The organism is Paenibacillus sp. EKM211P (genome assembly GCF_011066175.1).
Lineage (GTDB): Bacteria > Bacillota > Bacilli > Paenibacillales > Paenibacillaceae > Paenibacillus > Paenibacillus polymyxa.
On the sequence record NZ_JAAMNS010000007.1, the window covers coordinates 125,595 to 149,479 of the forward strand.

Consider the following 23,885-nt stretch of genomic DNA (forward strand, 5'->3'; position numbering starts at 1 on the left):
TTAGAAAATAAAGTCGATGGAATCTGGCGAGAAGCCTTCCGGCTGCTCGCTCGAGTTCACCTGAATATCGCTTAATAGCAAATCTGGATTAGCTCCAACCTGGGACAGGATCGCTATCAAATCTCCGGTTAATCGTTCAATAGCATCTGCGCCAAACAGCTTTGTGCAATATTCGAAGGAACCCTTGATCTGCCCGTCTTCATCACTCATGGACAAGGTCAAATCGAATTTGGAAATACGATGCTCCTGAACATACGGACTAAAGGACAGTGTTTCAAGCTTCGCTTCCTGTGACTCCGTATTTTGCAGTACAAACATGGTGTCAAACAACGGATTACGGCTTGCATCCCGCGCTACATCCAGCTTTTCCACCAACTCCTCAAGCGGATAATCCTGATGCTCGAAGGCTTGTAGCGTACGTTCTCGGGCTTCCAGCAGGTAGCTGTGGAACGTTTGGTCGCCCTGCGGCTGGTGCCGGATGGCTAGTGTATTGACGAACATGCCGATCAGTGGCTCCAGTTCTGGCAACAAGCGGCCTGCTACCGGCGTACCGATGATCAAATCGTCCTGACCGCTGTATTTGGACAGCAGGACGGTATAGGCACTCAGTAGCACCATGTACAGCGTACTTCCGGTCTGTGCCGCGATTCGGCGCAGTTGCTCGGATACATTCGAGTCAACAGTAAAATCATACATTGCTCCCTCGAAGCTGCGAACAGCAGGTCTAGGGTAAGCAATCGGCAGCTCCAGTACAGGCAACTCTCCGGCTAAATGCTCCAGCCAGAACTGTTCCCGGCGTTGGTATGATTCACGCTGCATTTCCTGCTGCTGCCACACCGCATAGTCCTTGTACTGAATGGGCAGCGGCGCCAAGGCCTGTCCCTCGTACAATTGTCCCAGCTCCTGCACGATATTGTTAGACGACACACCGTCTGAAATAATATGGTGCATGTCGTACATCAGGAGGTGACGTTCGGGTCCGGTTTGAATGAGACGGACACGCAGCAGAGGTGCCTGCTGAAGATCGAAGCTGCGTACAAAAGACTCGATATAGGCTTCGGCTTCGGACTCATGGGCCTGCAGGCGCTCTACTGCAAACGCTACCTGATCGTAAACCCGCTGAACAACCTCGCCGTCCACCATTTCGAAGGAAGTTCGCAGCGTTTCATGGCGGGCTATTAACTGACGGAACGCATCCTCCAGTCGATCTGCCTGAAGCGGCCCCTCCACGACTAATACACCCGGCATATTGTAGCTGACCTCCCCACCGTCCAGATGGCTCAAAATATACAGTCGTTTTTGAGCCGAGGAAGCAGGATAGTAAGACTGTTTGGCAGCTGTAGGGATCACCGTATAGGTGTCTGTGCCCTGCGCGGTGATCAGCTGGGCTTGCTGCTCAATCGTAAAGTGCTGGAACACCTCACGCAGTGTAATTCGGCTGCCCAGTTCCTGATGGATTTTGGCCACCAGCGTCGTGGCCCGCAGGGAGTGTCCACCCACATCGAAGAATGAGTCGGTGACTCCTACGCTGGACAGCTTCAAGACATCCTGCCAGATTTGGGCTAGCTTGGCCTCCAGTGGCGTCCGCGGTGCCACATACTCCAGGCCTCCTTCAAGGCGTGCTTCCGGTGCTGGCAATGCCTTCCGGTCAATTTTCCCGTTTGGCGTCAGCGGGAAACGATCCAGCTGTACCACATACGTCGGGATCATGTAATCCGGCAGCTTCGGCTGCAGCGCATTCCGCAGTTCCGGTAGACTCAGCGACTCCGAAGCTACGATATAGGCACACAGATCCTTGTGTCCGTCCTCGTTTTCCCATGCTGTGACTACGGCTTTCTGAATGCCGTCCACGGTCAGCAGCTGTGCTTCCACCTCGCCCAGCTCGATCCGATACCCGCGAATTTTGACCTGATGGTCGATCCGGCCTAAATACTCGATACTGCCATCCGGCAGCCACCGTGCCAGGTCGCCTGTCCGGTACATCCGGTTTGCGTAAGTGCTGTCCGCTGGATCAGCGGCCGTCGCATCAGCAAACGGATTCGGGACAAACTTCTCAGCCGTCAGTTCCGGCAGGTTGAGGTATCCTCGTGCGATACCTGCCCCTCCGATATAGAGTTCACCCGCGATCCCTATCGGTACCAGCTGTTGTCGAGTGTTCAAGATGTACACAGCCTGGTTGGCTATCGGCGTTCCGATGGATACCGTGTGCTCCCCTTTTTCCAGCAGTACATTCAGCGACTCTACATCTTCAATCGTATAGGCGGTCGTATCTACGGTCGCTTCGGTCGGACCATACACGTTCGTAATGACCGGACGATACCCGGACCATTTGTGCAGGAACACATGGACCAACTGCACGGATAAGGCTTCGCCCCCGATCAGGTAATGCTTCACATCCGGCGCTTCTGTCACGCTGACGCTTTCGTTCAAAATATGCAGATGCGCTGGTGTGCCGTCCGACAGATCAATCCGGTGCGTGCGGTAGTAGGCGATCAAATGCTCTCCGCTCAGGCTGACGTCACGGGACACCACATGCAGGGTATGACCTAGCAGCAAGCTGGCAAAGATTTGCTTCACCGAAGCGTCAAATACAAATGCGGACAGCCATGCGATGTGAAGCGGCTGAGCATACCGACTGTACACTCGCTCATATAAAGCGTCTACCAGATTGCCGACACTGCCTTGCTCAATCATAACCCCTTTCGGCTGACCGGTTGTACCTGACGTGTAAATCATATAGGCCAGGTTATGCAGGCCGGCGACAGGGATCAGGTTGCTCGCATCCTGTGCTCCCCATTGAGCTTGAACGTCCTCATCGTCAAGAACGATAGCTTGTACTGTCGATGGCAGTTCGAGTGACAGGTTGGCAACTCTGCTGGTGATCACGACCTTGGCCCCACTGTCTTGAAGCATGTAGTCGATCCGTTCCTGTGGATACATCGTATCCATTGGCACATACGCGCCTCCGGCTTTCAGTACTCCCAGAATGCTCACCAGAAGATCCGCAGAACGTTCCAGCAGTACGCCTACCGGTTGATCTGCTTCAACTCCTTCTGCCCGTAACACACGGGCCAACCGGTTCGCCTGCTCATTCAGCTCAGCGTAGGTTAGACCTATGTCCCCAGATACAACGGCTATCCGCTCAGGGCTGTTTTTCGCTTGCTCTTCAAAACGCTCGCTGAGCGACAGACCTTGGAGTGTTCCACGCACGCTGTGCGCGTTCGGATCATTGAACACCTCCAGAATCTGTTCGGTTTCTTCGGTCGTAATCAGTTCCAGCTCACCCAGCTTCGCATCCGGGTTTGCCGCCACGGCTTCGGCTAAGCGAATAAAGTGACGTGTCATCCGTTCAACGGTTTCCCGTTGATACAACGCAGTTGCATATTGCAATCCGAACTGGATGCCTGCCTCTTCCTCTCTGGCTTCCAGCGTAAAGTCAAACTTCGCTGGTGTTTGCTCCAAGCCGTATGGACGGAAGCTCAGGTCTGCCAGTTGCAGTTCGCCTTCCTCGGTCGTTTGCAGAGTAAACATCGTATCGAACAATGGATGGCGGCTCATATCCCGCTTCACATTCAGCTTTTCCACCAGTTCCTCAAATGGATAGTCCTGATGCTCGTAGGCTTGCAGGGCCCGAACCTTCACTTCTTCCACGTAGCTGCGGAAGGTATGTTCCGCTGTCGGATAGTTTCGCAATGCCAACGTACCGACGAACATCCCGAGGATTGGCTCCAAATCGGCATGCGGTCGTCCGGCAATCGGCGTGCCGACAACGATGTCCTCTTGGCCGCTGTATTGATGCAAGAGTGCGGTGTATGCCGCCAGCAGCACCATATACAGCGTAGAGCCTGTGTGCGCCGCCAGTTCCTTCAGGCGTTCGCTCACTTCGCGTTCCAGCCCAAACACCACGGTATCGCCTGCCGTACTTCGTATCGACGGACGGGCAAAGTCTGTCGGTAAATCCAGCACAGGCAGTTCCCCCCGGAAGGTGTCCAGCCAGTAGGCTTCCTGACGCTGCATCCATTCCTGATGGGTCTCACTTTGTTGCCATACAGCATAATCTTTGTACTGAATCCGCAATGGCGCTAGCTGTTCACCGTCATACAAGCGGACAAATTCATTAGTTAGTACCCCCATAGACACCCCATCCGAAACGATGTGGTGCATGTCGAGCATGAGTACATGCTGCGGTTCCTGCTCAGTTCCGGATACGCCTAGATCTACCAAGCCTACCCGCAGCAGCGGTGCAGCTTTGAGATCAAACGGACGGACAAAGCAACTCACCAGCTCTTGTACTTCCTTGTTGACCCTCGTGTCTGTGTCCGTAGTCGCACCCTCAGCTTGTACCTTCGTAAATTCGACCTCGAACGGTACGGTGTCCTCAATAGACTGCACTGGCTCGCTGTCCACCAGATCAAAGCGGGTACGCAACGTCGCATGACGGGCAATCAGTTGACGGAATACGTCCTCCACTCGCTTCACGTCCAGCGGACCGCTCACTTGCAGCACCGATGGCATGTTGTAGTTCACATCCTGCGGATCGAACTGATGCAACACATACAGTCGTTTTTGCGCCGAGGACAAGGGATAGAAGCTGCGCTCTTCCGTTACTGGAATGGACGCATATGTTACTTGATCCAACTGTTCCAGTACGACTGCCAGTTGCTCAATCGTTGGTGCTTCAAAAATACTGCGCAGTGGAAGCGGCTTGTTCAGTTCCTTGTGAATCTTCGAGGCCAGTGTGGTCGCCCGCAGCGAGTGTCCGCCAATCTCGAAGAAGTTTTCCTTCACACCGACCTGAGTGAGGCCTAGTACATCCTGCCAAATTTGCGCCAGTTTCACTTCCACCCACGTTCGCGGTGCGACATAGTTGGCTCCGGTTTGCAGGCTGCCTTCTGGTGCTGGCAGGGCCTTGCGGTCGATTTTACCGTTCGGTGTCAGCGGCATTTGCTCCAACTGTACCAAGAAAGAAGGCACCATGTAGTTTGGCAGCTCCTCACCCAGTAAACTGCGCAGTTCACCAGCGCTTACTTCTCTTTCAGCGACATAGTACGCCACCAGTTGATTTTGTCCCTGCTCGTCCGCTTGGGCCAGGACGATGACCTCTTGTACGTCCTCCACTTTCAATATTTGTGCCTCGACTTCGCCCAGCTCAATCCGGTAACCCCGAATCTTTACTTGATGGTCAATCCGGCCCAAGTATTCGATGTTTCCGTCTGGCATCCATCTTGCCAAGTCGCCTGTGCGGTACATCCGCTCATACCCGGCTTCGCCAGCCGCAAACGGATTCGGTACAAATTTCTCCGCCGTCAGCTCTGGACGATCCAGGTAACCACGTGCCAGACCCGGACCAGACACGCACAGCTCACCCGCTACGCCTATCGGAGCCAAATGCCCGTGTACATCTACCATGTATACCCGATGATTCGGCACAGGACGTCCAATGGAAATCAGCTGTCCTGCTCTCTCATCCTTGGATACCGGCCAGATGGATGTCGCTACCGAGTTTTCAGTTGGACCATAGCCATTGTAGTACGCCACCTGATCCTTCCACTTGTATACCAGCTCTGTTGAAGCGGCTGAACCCGCAGTGACCAGAATACGCAGATTTGGCATCCGCTGCGGCTCCAGATACACCGCATAGGTAGGCGGCAATGCTGCCACCGTGATGTGGTGATCCGCCATATATTGTTCAAACCGTTCGTAGTCCAAAATCGTCTCTGACGTTGGCACGTACAACGTGGCTCCGCAGAATAGAGCTTGGAAGATTTCCCAGCAAGCCGCATCAAACGAGTAGCTGGCGAACAGCAACATATGATCTGAGGTACTGATCTCGAATTCCTGATCAAAATAGGTTTTCAGATTGCATAGCCCGTGATGCTCCAGCATAACACCCTTCGGCTGCCCCGTTGTCCCCGATGTATAGATCACATACGCCAGATCGTTCGGACCGGACAACGGCTCCAGGTTAGAACCATCCTCGTGATACACACTTTGTGCCCCATTCAGCACCAGCATGTGACCGTCGAAAGCTACTTTGTCCACCAGATGACCTTGAGTTAACAACAGCTTCGCTCCCGAGTCATCCAGCATATAGCGGATACGCTCTTCCGGATAGGTTGGATCGATAGGTACATATGCTCCTCCGGCTTTCAAAATCCCGAAGATACCCACGATCATGTCTATCGAGCGTTCGGTCATCAGACCTACCAAACGATCATTCGTCACACCTTGACTGCGCAAGGTACGAGCCAAACGATTCGCGCGTTCATTCAGCTCGCGATAACTCAGTTGCTCTCCTTCGAAGTACAACGCTGGCTGCTCTGGTGTGTGCGCCGTTTGTGTCTCAAACAGACCATGGATCGTTTGCTCGCTTGGATACTCGGCGGCTGTATCTCCCCATACGCTGAGAATTTGCTCGCGTTCCTGCTCGCTTAACACCTCCAGCTCTTGCACCCGAATGGCCGGATTCGCTACCACCTGCTCCAACAGCTGTATCAAATGCCCCTGAGTCCGTTCCACGGCTTCCCGATCAAATATTTTTGTATTATATTCGAATCGGATTTTCATCGCTTCCTGCGGCATAACGACCAGATTGAAATCATAGTTCGTTTGTTCAATCATGCCTGCATTGCTGATTACAAAATCCGACGCTGCACCTTCGCCAAGCTGCTCGACCTGCTCCTCCACCGGATAGTTTTCAAACACGATAATGTGGTTGATCAGCTCTTGCTTTTGCTCGGTCAAGGCTTGAATTTCATACAGCGGATACGTTTCATAATCTTGAGAAGCCAGCGCCTGCTGCTGATTCGTTCTAATCAGGTCGGCAAAGGTGTCCTCAGCTCCACTGCGGATACGTACGGGAATGGTGTTAATGAACAAGCCCACCATATTTTCGATCCCCGGAATATCAGCCGGACGACCCGACACGACACCGCCAAATATAGCATCATCACTACCGTTGTACTTTTGAAGCAGTAAGCCCCAGGCTGTTTGCAGTAATGTATTCGGGGTCACGTGGTACTGCTTGGCTACCATTTCCATGCGTCCTGTCAAATCCTTACCTAGATCGCACAACACATGCTCAAATTGTGCACCGTCCGCTTTCGTGCCGACTTTTCCGGTTGGAATCGACGTTTGTTGATCATAGCCCAGCAAATAATCTTTCCAGTATGAGGCTGCTGCTTCTACATCCTGGGCTTCAAGCCACTCAATATACTGACTGTATGGAGTCACCGGGGCGAGCTTTGGTTCTCTATGTTCTACGGCTGCAAAATAAGCCTCAAACACCTCATCCGTTACCAACGCCACACACCAGCCGTCCATTAGGATGTGATGAGAGCTCCACACAAAGTAATAATCCTCATCACCTGTCCGTAAAATCGCCACGCGCATCAACGCATCCCGGGACAAATCGAATCCGGCTGCCTTGTCCTGGCGAATAAATTCCTGCACATACGCGTCACGTTCCTGATCATCCAAATGACGCAAATCTTCATAGCTGAAACCAACATCCTTGCGCCGGAAAATCACCTGCACGGGCTCATCCTGCCAGCCGCTAATGAAATTAGCTCTAAAGATCTCATGCCGCTGCGCCAAATGATTCAAGCTATCTTGGAAAATATCTGCCTGGAAGCATCCACGCAAGTCAAAGGTCGTTTGTTCAAAATAAGCCCCTGACGCTGCATCCATCAGGCTATGGAACAACATGCCTTTTTGCATCGGTGTCAAGGCATATACATTTTCCAGTTCCCCGATGTCACGAGTCCGCTCTACTAACTGATCCAGCTCGGCCAAGGTTACAGGTTTAAGCATCACATCGCTTGGCGTCAGCTCCTGCTGTTTGCGACCCGCGCAATGTGCGATGATGTCCTGCAGGCTGGTTCTGAGCGCTTCGGCTAGCTGTTCCATCGTTTCCTTGCGATATTCCTGATGGCTGTAGCTGATCGTCAATTGCAATTGACCTTCTGAAATCAGTCCGTTCAGATCCAGCGTGTGCGATCTGGCTGCATGTGCGCTCAGCTCGGCACCGCTAGCGTAAGGAGACACGCCAATGGATTGATTTTGCATATCCTGATCAAATTGTCCCAAATAGTTAAAGCTGATTTCAGGTTCGGTTCCAAACCGCTCTTGCTCACATGCCGCGGACAGGTATCTCAGCATACCGTAGCCAATACCCTTTTGCGGAATCCGGCGTAGCCCTTCTTTCACCTGTTTGATGCGCTGTGAAAGGTCTTGCCCTGCGCTCATATCCAGCACAACCGGGAATTGGGTCGTAAACCAGCCTACCGTACGCGTAATATCCAGCTCTGGCAGAATGGATTCCCGTCCATGGCCTTCCAGGTTGACGAGCACTCGTTCAATCCCCGCCCAGCGATGAATAGCCAGGCCGAGTGCGGTCAGCAGCAAATCATTCATATCCGTGTTGTAGGCACGATGCGCTTGTTTTAACAGCTGCTCCGTTTCTTGAGCTGTCCACGTGACTGTCATGAGCTCGCTGTCTTTATTCAAGGAATGAGAAGGTGATTCGTCTTTTGGAAGCGGCTCATACACACCCTGCTCCATTTCTTGCCAGAAGGCGAATTCTGCTGCCATTTCTGGACCGTTCGCATAGTGAGACTGTCCCTCAGCCCAGGTACGGAACGAATCCGTTTTGTGCGGAAGACGAGCCGGTTGTCCGTTCAACGCCTGTTCGTAGGCTGTCGTAAGATCCTCGAACAAAATGCGCCAAGAAACGGTATCTACTACTAAGTGATGAATAACCATCAGCAAATGATCTCCATCTGGGCAATGGAACAGCCCCAGCTTCATCAGCGGTCCTTCGCTTAAATGAATCCCCGCCTGAATTTCATTCGCTTTGGCCTCAATCGCCGCAGACACTTCCGACTCCTTCCTGAAGTCTGCCTGATCCAGCGTATACAGCTCACCCTCACCCACCGCGCGATTCCAAGCTTCATACCCGTGTTCGGTAGGACGGAAAACGATCCGCAGTGCATCGTGATGACTAACGATGTGATCCATCGCTGTGCGCAGTGCCGCTTCATCAAAACCATCCTTGCTATGCAGCATGATGGACTGGTTGTGATGATGAGCATCCGCCAGGTTTTGCTCCAAGAACCAGTGTTGAACGGGTGTCAGCTTCAAAGCGCCTACCACTTCACTCTGATCCGCCAATCGGGTAACGGATTGGACTTTCAGCGCCAATGCAGACACCGTTGGATGGCTGAACAGGTCTTTCATCTCCAGTCGATAGCCTGCTTGTAGCAAGCGGGACGATACTTGCAGCGCTTTGATCGAATCGCCGCCCAGCTCGAAGAAGTTATCCTGCGTGCCTACGGCCTCCACGCCGAGCACTCCGGCCCATACCGTAGCCAATACTTGTTCCACCTTGGTACGCGGGGCTACATAGGCTGCTCCCGTATGGATGCTGCCTTCCGGTTCCGGCAAGGCCTTACGGTCAATTTTGCCGTTGCTGGTCAGCGGGATCGTCTCCAGTCGCATCAGCCGTGCTGGCACCATGTGCGCTGGCAGTCCGGCTTCCAGCTCTGCTTGTACTTCCTCGATCCGCAGCTCGGTTTCTCCCGTGATGTATCCGCACAAATACTTGTGTCCACGCTCGTCCGTCCGGTCGATGACTACGGCTTGACGCACACCCGGTACCCGCTGGATCGCCGTTTCAATCTCGCCCAGCTCGATCCGATAGCCCCGGATTTTGACTTGATAGTCCATCCGGCCGATAAAGTCTACATTGCCGTCCGGCATCCACCGTGCCAAGTCGCCGGTGCGATACAAACGTTCACCCGGTACGTACGGGTTCGCCACGAATTTCTCGGCTGTCAGGTCCGCACGGTTCAGGTACCCCCGTGCGACCCCGATGCCGCCGATGCACAACTCGCCCAGTACACCGATCGGTACCGGGTTCAGCTGGCTGTCTACGATGTAGAAGCGTGCGTTCAGCCACGCCTGTCCAATCGGCACATTCCCGCTGCTTGGCAGTTTCGGCAGCTCTTCATCGTAGAAGCTGGAGTCAATCGCCGCTTCCGTGACACCGTAGCTGTTGATGATGCGGATATCTGCGCCAAACCGTTCTTGCAGCACCCGGTAGTCCGTCACGCTGCAGCTATCCGAGCTCGTGATCAGCAGTTCCAGACTGCTCATGTCCAGCCCGTGTTCATGCACATGCTGCATAAACGGTACGATCAAGGCTGGAGTCGATTCGAACACGGTAATCTGATAATCGCGAATCCAGCCGTACAGACGGCTTGGATCAATCCGATCCTCTTTCGGACAGATGACCATCGTGCCGCCGTTATAGAGAGTCCGTGCAATATCGCCGACGAACACGTCAAAGGAGAAGCTGGCCAGTTGCAGCAGTCGGACCGGGAACTGGTTCAGACGGTAATCCCGGCGATAGGCCGCAGCCGTGTTCACCAAGCTGCGATGCTCGATCATGACGCCTTTTGGACGTCCCGTTGTCCCGGACGTATAGATCACATATGCCAGATCGTGCGGCTCGTTGATGTGATCGACGTCTGTGACATCTCCGGTATACAGCGACTCATCGTCTAATGCTAGTACAGTGTGCAGACGCAGCCCTGTTGCCAGCTCGGATGCTGCTTCGCGGCCAGACTTCGAATCTGATTTCAAGCTTACGCCTTCATTCAGGCGGTCTCTTTCCATCGTTTCAGCGCTAACCGCTGTTTCCAACTCACCCTCGGTCTTTCCTTCGCCCAGAGCCCCTTGGCTTTCATTCAGCCATGCTTGCGTGCGCTCCTGCAAACTGGTTTGGGTCAACAGCACCGTCGCACCGCTGTCCTCCAGCATGAAACGAATGCGCTCGGACGGATAGTCTGCATCCAGCGGCACATAGGCGCCTCCAGCCTTCCATACCGCTAGTACGCCGACCAGCATGTCTACCGAGCGTTCACTCAAAATGCCGACAATCGATTCGCGTCCAATGCCTTCCTTTCGCAATTTACGCGCCAATTGGTTCGCACGCTCGTTCAGCTGGCGGTACGTAAGCTGCTGCTCCTCGTACACCACCGCCACATGATCTGGCACAAGCTGTGCCTGTTCTTCCACATAGGCATGGAATAAGACTTCTGCTTCAGCCGCAACCTCCGATACGCCTACATCTCCAAAACCATAGAGGATTTGTGCCTTCTCCTCGACGGTTACCATATCCAAAGCTGCCAGTGGCTGCTGTGGATGAAGTGTAATGGCACGTACGAGTTCGGTAAAATGCTGTGCAAAGCGTGCAATGGTCTCCGGCTTGTACAGCGCCGTGCTGTATTCCAGACTGCACAGAATGCCTTCTGGCTGCTCTACGGCATCCAAGGTCAGATCAAATTTGGACGTAGGATTGTCCGTCGGATACGGCTTAAAGGTTAGGCCTTCCAGCTCGAACTCCTGCTGCTCAAATGTTTTCAGCTCAAACATCGTGTCAAACAGCGCATTCCGGCTCGTATCCCGCGTTAAATCCAGCTTTTCAACCAGCTCTTCAAACGGATATTCCTGATGCTCATACGCACGGAGCGCATGCTCTTTGACCTCTTGCAGATAATCCAGGAACGTTTTGTCGCCACACGGAGAATTGCGAATCGCCAGCGTGTTGAGGAATACGCCTACCAGGCTCCCCAGTTCCGCATGTGGTCTTCCGGCAATCGGCGTGCCGACGATGATGTCCTCTTGACCCGTGTATTTATGCAAAAGCGTGCTATACGCTGCCAGCAACACCATGTACAAGGTGGAGCCGGTTTGTGCGGCCAGCTGCTTCAACTGCTCACTGTCCTCCATACGGATCGCAAACTCAAATCGAGTCCCTTCCAGACGCTGTACAGCAGGTCTTGTAAAATCCGTTGGCATATCCAGCGCCGGGATTTCACCAGACATGGTTTTCAGCCAATAGCTTTCTTGCGCACGCAGACGTTCACTTTGCATATCTGCATGCTGCCAAACCGCATAGTCCTTGTACTGAATCCGCAGTGGCGGCAGTTCCTGGCCTTCATACAATTGAGAGAACTCCTGCACGATAATGCCTTCCGTGACGCCATCCGAAATAATATGGTGCATATCATAGAGCATGACGTGACGCCCCGGTCCATTTTCGATCAACTGAACCCGCAGTAACGGGGCTTGTGCGAGATCAAATGCACGTACAAAGTCCTGTGCGTACTGCGGTGTCTCTTCTTCGCTTGCCTGTACATACTCCACGCTGAATGGGGCGCTGGATTCAATCCACTGAATCACCTCACCATCCACCATCTCGAATCGGGTTCGGAGGGCCTCATGACGGGCAATCAGCTGGCGGAAGGCTTGTTCCAGTCGTTTTTTATCCAAGGAACCTTCGATAATCAAAGCTCCTGGCATGTTGTAGCTAACCTCTCCACCTTCCAGGTGACTCAGAACGTACATCCGTTTTTGTGCCGAGGAAACGGGGTAATATTCGCGCTCCTCTGCCACAGGGATAGATACATACGTTTGCTGGGTCTGATCTTCACCCATCACCTGTACCAATTGCTCAATTGTTGGATATTGGAAAATATCTCGCAAGGCCAGCTTGTGATTCAGCTCCTGATGGATTTTCGCCATTAGTGTTGTAGCGCGCAGCGAATGTCCTCCCACTTCAAAGAAGTTATCCTGGATGCCTATTTGGTGATGATTCAGAACGCTTTTCCAAATACGGACCAGCTGCTCTTCCAGCTCTGTGCGCGGCGCAACGTACTCCGTGCCTCCTTCGAGGCGCGCTTCCGGTGCGGGCAACGCTTTGCGGTCGATTTTCCCATTCGGTGTCAGCGGGAAACGATCCAGGGGTACGACGTAGGTCGGGATCATATAGCCCGGCAGTTTGGGCTGCAGTGTGCTGCGCAGCTCCGGCAAATTCAGCGCCTCCGAGGCTACGACATACGCACACAGATCCTTGTCTCCGTCTTCGTTTTCCCAGGCGGTGACGATCGCTTTCTCAATGCCAGCCACAGTCAGCAGCTGCGCTTCCACCTCGCCCAGTTCAATCCGGAAGCCCCGGATTTTGACCTGATCATCCATCCGGCCGATAAAGTCTACATGGCCGTCCGGCATCCACCGCGCCAAGTCGCCGGTACGATACAGTCGTTCACCCTGCACGTACGGGTTCGCTACGAATTTCTCCGCCGTCAAGTCCGCACGGTTCAGGTACCCCCGTGCGACCCCGGCTCCGCCAATGCACAGCTCGCCCAGTACGCCGATCGGCACTGGATTCAGCTGACTATCCACGATGTAGAAGCGTGCGTTCAGCCACGCCTGACCAATCGGCACATGGCCGCTACTTGGCAGCTTCGACAACTCTTCGTCATAGAAGCTGGAGTCAATTGCTGCTTCCGTAACACCGTAGCTGTTGATGATGCGGATCTCCGCACCAAACCGCTCCTGCAGCACCCGATAATCCGTCACACTGCAGCTGTCTGAGCTCGTGATGAGCAGCTCTAGACTACTCATGTCCAGTCCGTGTTCATGCACATGCTGCATAAATGGTACGATCAAAGCCGGTGTGGATTCGAACACCGTAATTTGATAATCACGAATCCATCCGTGGAGACGGCTAAAATCAATCCGGTCGTCTTTCGGACAGATGACCATCGTTCCCCCGTTATAGAGTGTCCGCGCAATATCGCCGACGAACACGTCGAAGGAGAAGCTGGCCAGTTGTAGCAGTCGTACCGGGAATTCGCTCAGGCGATAATCTCGGCGATAGGCCGCAGCGGTATTCACCAAGCTGCGATGCTCAATCATGACGCCCTTCGGACGTCCGGTTGTCCCAGACGTGTAGATCACATACGCCAGATCGTGCGGCTCGTTGATGTGATCGACGTCTGTGACATCTCCGGTATACAGCGACTCATTGTCCAATGCCAGTACGGTGTGCAGACGCAGCTTTGTTGCCGATTCAGATGCTGCTTCGCTGTTAGGCACCGAATCTGATTTCAAGCTCAAGCCTTCATTCAGGTTGTCCCTTTCCATCGTTTCAACGCTAACCGCCGTCTCCAGCTCACCCTTAGCATTTACATCACCCAAAGCCCATTGGCTTTCATTCAGCCATGCTTGTGCGCGCTCCAGCAGGTCGGTTTGAGTTAACAGTACCGTCGCACCGCTGTCCTCCAGCATGAAACGAATCCGTTCGGATGGATAATCTGCATCTAATGGTACATATGCACCTCCGGCTTTCCACACCGCCAATACACCGACCAACATATCCACCGAGCGTTCACTCAAAATGCCGACAATCGATTCGCGTCCAATACCTTCATTTCTCAGTCTGCGCGCCAATTGGTTCGCACGCTCATTCAGTTTGCGGTACGTCAGCTGTTGCTCCTCGTACACCACCGCCACGTGATCTGGTACAAGCTGGGCCTGTTCTTCCACATAGGTATGGAACAGGGCTCCTGCTTCAACAGCATCAGCACCTAGTACCCCCACATTTCCAAATCCATCGATGATTTGTGCCTTTTCCTCGGCGGTTACCATATTCAAAACTGCCAGGGGCTGCTGTGGATGATAGGCAATAGCTCGAACGATTTCCGCAAAATGCTGTGCCAATCGCGTCATGGTCTCCGGCTTATACAGCGTCGTGCTGTATTCCAGACGGCACAGAATACCTTCTGGCTGCTCTATGGTCTCCAAGCTCAGATCAAACTTGGCTGTATGATTGTCCAGTGGATAGGAGCTCAAGGTCAGACCTTTCAGCTCGAACTCCTGCTGCTCCATTGTTTTCAGCTCAAACATCGTGTCAAACAGCGCATTCCGGCTCGTATCCCGCGTTACATTCAGTTTTTCAACCAGTTCTTCAAACGGATAGTCCTGATGCTCATACGCACGGAGCGCATGCTCTTTGACCTCTTGTAGATAATCCAGGAACGACTTGTTGCTGGACGGATAATTGCGGATCGCCAGCGTGTTAATGAACACACCCACCAGATTACTGAGCTCTGCATGCGGTCGTCCGGCAATCGGTGTGCCAACGACGATGTCCTCTTGAGCTGTGTATTTGTGTAAGAGCGTAGTGTACGCCGCCAACAACACCATATACAGAGTAGCGCCGGTGTGTGCCGCCAGTTCTTTCAGGCGTTCACTAACCTCACGTCCCAGTACAAATTCGATCGTATCCCCTGCCGTACTCTGCACCGCTGGGCGGGCAAAGTCAGTGGAGAGATCCAGTACAGGTAGTTCACCTTGGAAGGTGTTAAGCCAGTACGCTTCCTGACGCTGCATCCATTCCTGATAGGCTTCGCTTTGCTGCCATACGGCATAATCTTTGTACTGAATCCGCAATGGCGCTAGCTCTTCACCGCCATACAAGCGGACAAATTCGTCGGTCAGGACCTCCATGGATACCCCATCCGAGACGATATGGTGCATGTCAAGCATAAGCAGATGTTGAGCTTCCTGCTCTACTCCCTGAGCGCCCAGATCCACCAAGCCTACCCGCAGCAGCGGCGCAGCTTTGAGATCAAACGGACGAACAAAGCTCCGTACCCGCTGTTGCGCTTCTATGTTGACTCTTGTGTACGTATCTGTAGTTGTGTCCTGATCTGTGTCCGCAGTCGCACCCTCTGCCTGTACCTTCGTATATTCCACCTCGAACGACACAGTGTCCTCAATCCATTGCATTGGCTCGCTGTCGATCAGCTCAAAGCGAGTACGCAAGGTCGCATGGCGGGCGATCAGTTGACGGAATACATGTTCCACTCGTTTCACATCCAGCGGACCGCTCACTTGCAGCACCGACGGCATGTTGTAATTCACATCCTGCGGGTCGAACTGATGCAGCACATACAGTCGCTTTTGTGCCGAGGACAGTGGGTAGAAACTACGCTCCTCCGTCACCGGTATGGACGCATACGCCACCTGATCTAGACCTTCCAGAACGGCTGCCAGCTGCTCAATCGTTGGCGCTTCAAAAATACTGCGCAGAGGAAGTGGCTTGTTCAGCTCTTGGTGAATCTTCGAGGCCAGTGTCGTCGCCCGCAGCGAATGTCCGCCAATCTCAAAGAAGTTTTCCTTCACGCCGACCTGCGCCAGACCCAGTACATCCTGCCAAATTTGTGTCAGCTTCACTTCCACCCACGTCCGCGGTGCGACATAGTCGGCTCCGCTTTGCAGGCTGCCTTCCGGTGCCGGCAGGACCTTGCGGTCAATTTTTCCATTGGGACTCAGCGGCATTTGCTCCAGCTGTACAAAGTACGATGGCACCATGTAGCTTGGCAGCTCTCGGCCCAGCTCACTTCTCAGCTCGCTGGCACTGATTTCTTGCCCCGCGACATAGTACGCCACCATTTGTTTTTGGCCCGTTTCATCCGCACGAGCCATGACCACCGCTTCTCGTACCGATTCCACTTGGAGTAGCTGCGTTTCGACCTCGCCCAGCTCAATTCGGTACCCCCGGATTTTCACCTGATGGTCAATCCGGCCTAAGTATTCAATATTGCCGTCCGGCATCCATCTCGCCAAATCACCAGTGCGGTACATCCGTTCATACCCAGCTTCCCCGCCGGCAAACGGATCGGCAACGAATTTCTCGGCCGTTAGCTCCGGACGGTTCAGATAGCCCCGTGCTACGCCGACACCACCGATGCACAGTTCCCCTGCAACCCCAATCGGCTGCAATTGCTCCGTGCCTTCCTTCACGATGTAGAGACGGATATTTTGAATCGGTTTTCCGATCGGGATCACCGCATATGCCTCATCCGGCTCGCAATCGAAGTACGATACGTCCACCGTCGCTTCGGTTGGGCCATACAGGTTGACCAGCTTCGCTCCGGCCAGGCTCGATACGAGCCGCTGGAACCGGGCCACATGCTGTGGCGGCAACGCTTCACCACTGGCAAAGACATGGCGCAGCGTGCCCAGCTTCGCTTGCATCACTTCCCGCGGCTGCTGCTCCACATACTCCAGGAACGCATGCAGCATGGCGGGTACAAAGTGCATCGTGCTCACACCGTCGCGGGCAATCGTGTCCACGATGTCTTCCGGGTTCTTTTCCCCGCCGACGGACAACAGGCTTACCTTCGAGCCGACCATCGACCACCAGAACAGCTCCCACACCGACACATCGAAGGTGAAGGCGGTCTTTTGCAGGATCGTATCTTTCGCGCTTAGGCCATAACGTTCATGCATCCACAAAATCCGGTTCAGCACGGAATGGTGCTCCACCATCACGCCCTTCGGTTTTCCCGTGGAGCCTGAGGTATAGATGACATAAGCGACATGGTGCGGTCCGGCCAGTGGCTCCAGATTCGAACCATCTTCGTGATAAATGTGCTTGTCATCCTGCTCCTGACGATCCAGCACCAGTACCTGGCCGTCGAAACTCAGCGAGGCTTGCTCCGCCAGATGTGATTGTGTCAGCACCAGCTTCGCTCCCGAATCCTCCAGCATAAAGCGGATGCGATCAGCCGGATATTCTGGATCGATTGGCACATAGGCTCCGCCGGCCTTCAAGATCGCGTAGATGCCTACGATCATGTCCAGTGAACGGTGGACCAGAATACCCACGGGCTGATCCGGCTGAACCCCTTGCGCACGCAAGGTCCGGGCGAGACGGTTCGCTCGCTCGTTTAGCTCACGGTAGGTCAACGACTCCGCTCCGCACAACACCGCCACTTGCTCCGGTGTATTCGCTGCCTGCTGCTCAAACAGACTGCTTAGCGTCTGATCCTGCGGATAGGCTGCCGCCGTATCTCCCCACACCTGAACGATCTGTGCCTGCTCTTCCGCTGTCACTAGTTCCAGCTCATTCACTCGGATATGCGGATTGTCAATAATTTGCTCGATGACATGCAGTACATGTCCCTGCATCCGCTCGATCGTCGCTTGATCGTATACATTCGCGTTGTATCTGAACATGATCTGGAAGGTTTCATCTGGCATCACAATTAAGTCCAGATCATAGTTCGTTTGCTCGACAACCTCTACATTCGTAATGTCAAACGCGGATGGACGAACTTCACCCAACTGCTCGACTTGCTCCTCGACCGGATAGTTCTCAAATACCATAATGTGGTTAATCAGATTTTGCTTCTGTTCGGTCAGCGCCTGAATCTCATACAGCGGGAAGCTGTCATAGACGCCTGAAGCCAGCGCTTGCTCCTGCGTTTTGCGCATGATGTCCACAAACGTGGCATTTCGCTCACTTTGAATCCGCACTGGGATGGTATTAATGAACAGCCCGATCATATGCTCTACACCCGGAATATCCGTCGGACGTCCAGATACGACACTACCGAATACAACATCCTCGTTGTTGTTATATTGCTGCAAAATAAGGCCCCACACGCTCTGCATCAGCGTATTGATCGTGACTTGCTGCTGCTTCGCAATCCGGTACATGGCTTCGCTCCACGTTGGATCCAGCTCTACCGTTATTTTTTCAGAAACATATTTGCTGGTATCGCTTGTTGTCGTAGACAGAACACTTTCGCTGCTATCCGCCACTTGGTCTTTCAATGAAGTATCCGCTCCAGGTAACAACGTCTGCTGTTCAAAGCCCGCCAAATAACTGTTCCAATACTCTTTTGCCGCACGTTCATCTTGACGCTCTAGCCATTCGATATATTGGCCATACGGTGTAATCGGAGCAAGCTCCGGCTGTTTCTGCTCCAGCAGCGCAAAGTACGTACCAAACACCTCGCCCGTAACAAGCGATAAGCACCAGCCGTCCATGACAATGTGATGGAAGCTCCAGACCAAGTGATACGTTTCTTCATCGGTCTGCAACACTTGTACGCGCATCAGTGCATCCGTACCGAGATTGAAGCCTCTCGCCTGATCCTCCTGCTTAAACGTCTGGATATATGCCTGTTGCTCCGCTTTCGGCATGTTGCGTATATCCTCGAAGGAAAGATCGCTATTTTTATGACGGAACACGATTTGCAATGGCTCCAGACCGTGTCCTGTCTCAAATTGATGGAAATTCGTCCGCAGCGCTTCATGACGCTGTGTCAGCAGATCCAGACTCTTACGGAAAATAGCAACATCAAAGCTACCTTTTTGATCAAACGACGCTTGCTGGAAGTATGCGCCTGAGTCCGGCTCCATCAGACTATGGAACAGCATCCCCTTCTGCATGGGAGAAAGAGCATACACATTTTCAAGCTCGCCCACAGAAGCTGTTTGCTCCGTCAATTGCTCCAGCTGCTCCAGTGTCAAGCCTTTGAACAAGACATCGCTTGGCGTTAGCTCACTCCGCTCTTGGGAGGCACAATGCTTGATGACTTCCTGCAAGCTTTCCTGCAATAGCCGGGCAAACTTCTCTACGTTTTGCTGTTGGTATACATGGCTGTCATAACGAATTTCCAGGGTCAGCACGCCTGCTGTAATCATGCCGTTCACATTCAGCGGCTGCTCCAGTACGGTGCGGTCACTCAACGGCTCTCCACCTGGATGTGAAGACAGCGTGATCTCCCCATTTTCCAAGTCCTGATCAAATTGTCCCAAATAGTTAAAGCTGATCTCAGGCTGCAGGCTCCAGGAAGAGGTAGCATCATCCGAAGACATATACTTCAACATACCGTAGCCAATGCCCTTATGCGGTACATGCCGCAGGTCCTCTTTTACCCGCTTGATGCGCTGCCCTACTTCTAACTTTCCATCCACATCGAGGAGTATCGGATACTGACTCGTAAACCAGCCCACGGTACGTGTGATGTCGATATCGGGAACAATGGCCTCCCGGCCATGGCCCTCCAGATTGACCAGCACTTGCTCCTGCCCGCTCCAGTTGTACAATGCGGTACCGAGTGCGGTTAACAGCAGATCATTGACCTCGGTGTGGTACGCACGATGTGCTTCCTGCAGCAGCAGTCGGGTGTCCTGTTCGCTCCACGCCACGCTCACCGTCTCACTGTCTCTGACCACAAAATGCTGTCCTGCCGCTCTTTCTTGATCCTTAGGTAGCGATGCGACTTCCGCGTGGGCAAGACGCTCCCAATATTCGCGTTCTTTGTCGATGGCCGGACTGTTGGCATATTGAGACAAACGTTCTGCCCAAGTGGAGAACGAGTCCGTTTTATATGGCAAGCGAATCGCTTCTCCCCGAGCGGCCTGCTCATATCCAGTCGCAAAATCCTCAAACACAATCCGCCATGAAATGCCGTCTACAACCAAATGGTGAATGGCAATCAGTAAATGATCTCCATCCATGCAGCGGAAAAGTCCCAACTTCACCAGTGGTCCTTCGTCTAGACGAATGGAGCTTTGAATGGCATTGGTTTTCGTTTCAATGGTTGCTGTCACCTCTGCAAGGGTTGGCATATCTGTCAAATCCACAACGTCCAGATGATACAGCTCGCCTTCATTCAAACCGCGATTCCACGCTTCATAGCCCTGTTCGGTCTGACGGAAGACCATACGCAGCGCATCATGATGCTCCGTCAACTTGGTCACCGTGTGATGCAATGCGGCTTCATCGAAGCCTTCTGCTCGATGCAGCATCACCGACTGGTTGAAATAATGCGGCTCTGCCGAGGCTTGTCCAAAGAACCACTGCTGGATCGGGGTCAGCTTGACGCTGCCTGATATCTCGCCCTGATCGGTCGTACGGCTAACTTTTTGTACACGACCGCTCAGCAGCGAAATGGACGGATATTGGAACAAATCCTTCATATCCAGCTTGTAGCCCGCTTGCAGTAAGCGGGACGATACCTGGATCGCTTTGATCGAATCGCCGCCGAGGTCAAAGAAATTATCCAAAATCCCGATTGTCTTCGCTCCTAAGACAGACTGCCAAATCGAAACCAACGTCTGCTCCAGTGCTGTGCGCGGCTCTACATAATCCGCTCCGCTTTGCAGGCTGCCCTCCGGTGTCGGCAGGGCCTTGCGGTCGATTTTTCCGTTCGGTGTCAGCGGCATCTGCTCCAGCTGGATGAAGTACGAAGGCACCATGTAGTTGGGCAGTTCCTCACCCAATAAGCTGCGCAGCTCACCCGCGCTGACTTCTCTTTCAGCGACATAGTACGCCACCAGTTGGTTTTGTCCCTGCTCGTCCGCTTGGGCCAGGACGATGACCTCTTGCACGTCCTCCACTTTCAATATTTGTGCCTCGACCTCGCCCAGTTCGATCCGGTAGCCCCGGATTTTCACCTGATGATCGATCCGGCCCAAATATTCAATGTTGCCGTCCGGCATCCATCTCGCCAAGTCCCCCGTACGGTACATTCGTTCATACCCTGCTTCGCCAGCCGCAAACGGGTTCGGTACAAATTTCTCCGCCGTCAGTTCTGGACGATCCAAATATCCACGCGCCAGACCCGGACCAGACACGCACAGTTCACCTGCTACGCCGACCGGAGCCAAATGTCCATGTACATCCAGCATGTACACCCGGTGATTCGGCATAGGGCGTCCGATGGAAATGAGTTGGCCTGCCCTTTCATCCTCGGATACCGGCCAGATGGACGTTGCCACCGAGTTTTCGGTTGGACCGTAGCCATTGTAGTACGCCACCTGATCCTTCCATTTGTATACCAGCTCGGTGGAAGAGGCTGAACCCGCGGTGAACAAAATACGCAGATTTGGCATCCGCTCCGGCTCCAGGTACACCGCATAGGTCGGCGGCAAAGCGGCCACCGTAATCCGGTGATCGGCCATATATTGCTCAAACCGCTCGTAGTTCAAAATCGTCTCTGTCGTTGGCACATATAACGTAGCGCCACAGAACAGCGCTTGGAAGATTTCCCAGCAAGCTGCATCAAACGAGTAGCTGGCGAACAGTAGCGCATGATCCGACGTACGGATCCGAAGCGTCTGATCAAAATACGTTTTCAGATTGCACAGGCCGTGGTGCTCCAGCATCACGCCCTTCGGCTGCCCGGTTGTACCTGACGTGTAGATCACATAGGCTAGATCATCTGGACCGGCCCCCGGCTCCAGGTTGGAACCATCCTTGTGGTACACCGATTGTTCCCCATCCAATACCAGCACTTGACCATCGATAACTGCTTTGTCCACCAGATGACTTTGTGTCAACAGCAGCTTCGCACCCGAGTCGTCCAGCATATAGCGGATACGTTCCTCCGGATAGGTTGGATCGATAGGTACATAGGCGCCTCCGGCTTTTAAAATCCCGAAGATGCCCACGATCATGTCCACCGAGCGCTCAGTCATCAGACCCACCAAACGATCCTTCGTCACGCCTTGACTGCGCAAGGTACGAGCCAGACGATTGGCGCGTTCATTCAGCTCGCGATAAGTCAGCGTTTCTCCTTCAAAGAATAAGGCTGTCTGCTCCGGTGTCTGCGCCGTTTGCGCCTCGAACAAGCCGTGAATCGTTTGCTCGCTTGGATACACTGCTACTGTATTGCCCCAGACCTCAACGATTTGCTCGCGCTCCTGCACCGTAACCATATCCAGCTCACACACGCGAATGTCTGGATTCGCTGTCACTTGCTCCAGCAGCTGCACCAGATGACCTCGAATTTGCTCTACGCTTTCCCGTTCAAAGGCCAGGGCATTATACCCGAAGCTCATGTGAATGGTATTCCCCGGCAGCACTACCACGTTAAAGTCATAGTTGGTCTGCTCGACAGACTCGGCTCCTGTGATGGTGAAGCTGGACGCCTCACCGCTACCTAATTGCTCGATTTGTTCCTCGACCGGATAATTCTCAAAAATAAGAATATGATTAATCAAATCCTGCTTAAGCTCCGACAGCCCCTGAATTTCATACAGCGGATACGTATCATACACATGGGAAGCAATCGATTGCTCCTGGGTTTGCTTCATCACGTCGGAGAATAGATTGTCCACTTGACTGCGGATACGCACCGGAATCGTATTGATAAACAGACCAATGATATGCTCCACGTTCGGAATGTCTGCCGGACGTCCAGCTACCACGCTGCCAAACACGACATCATCGGTGCCATTATATTTTTGCAGCAAAAGGCCCCAAACGGTCTGCATCAACGTATTGATGGTCACCTGATAACGCTTGGCTATACGCTGAATACCAGCGGTTAGCTCTACGCCCAAATCAAAATCCAGACGCTCCGCCTGATACCCTGTTTTGCCCTGGATTTTTGCCTGTGGCAGACGGGACTGCTCCTCATATCCATCCAGAACCTTGCTCCAATAACTTGATGAGGCCTGACGATCCTGCTGCTCCAGCCATTCGATATATTGACTGTACGGGGTTACAGGGGCCAGTTTCGGTTGTTTATGAGCCAGGATCGCAAAATAGCTTGCAAACACTTCGTTTGTCACCAGTGACAAGCACCAGCCGTCCATCACGATATGATGGAAGCTCCATACAAAACGGTACGTATCCTCACCTGTGCGCAACACAGCGACACGCATCAAGGCGTCTTTTGCTAGATCAAAACCTCTTTGCTTGTCTTTACGTGTAAATTCGAGCATGTACTCGTTTTGCTGCTCTTCCTCCATATCCCGCAAATCCTCAACATACAGTTCACTGCGCTTATTCCGGTACACAACCTGAAGTGGTTCATCCTTCCAGCCGCTGTAGAAGTTCGTGCGCAGTACCGTATGCCGCTGCACCAAGACATCCAGACTGGCCGCAAATGCAGCGATATTAAAATGCCCTCGCAGATTAAAGGATGCCTGTTCAAAATACGCTCCCGATTGCGAATCCATCAGATTGTAAAAGAGCATCCCCTTTTGCATTGGCGTCAGTGCGTACACATTTTCCAGCTCACCGATATGTGCCGCTTGTTCCGCAATCTGCTCCAGCTCTCCCGTCGTCAGACCTTTGAAGGACACATCACTTGGCGTCAGTTCCGGTTTTTCCTGAACGGTGCAATGCGCAATGACCTCTTGCAAAGCGGATTGCAGCAGTCCCGCCACACGCTCCAGCGTTTCTTTACGATACTGCTTACGGCTGTAAGCAATTGTCAAACGCA

General features: G+C 53.3%; 1 protein-coding gene (only partly in view). It reads right to left on the bottom strand.

What is annotated here, in order from left to right; genetic code table 11:
* A protein-coding gene (locus G9G57_RS13040) for a non-ribosomal peptide synthase/polyketide synthase (protein ID WP_164965040.1) crosses the window boundary here: on the bottom strand, positions 1 to 23,885 show its 3' portion. 18,484 nt of this gene lie beyond the right edge of the window; the window shows 23,885 of its 42,369 coding nt (coding positions 18,485-42,369); the start codon falls outside the window, past its right edge — the gene reads right to left on this strand; its stop codon occupies positions 1 to 3.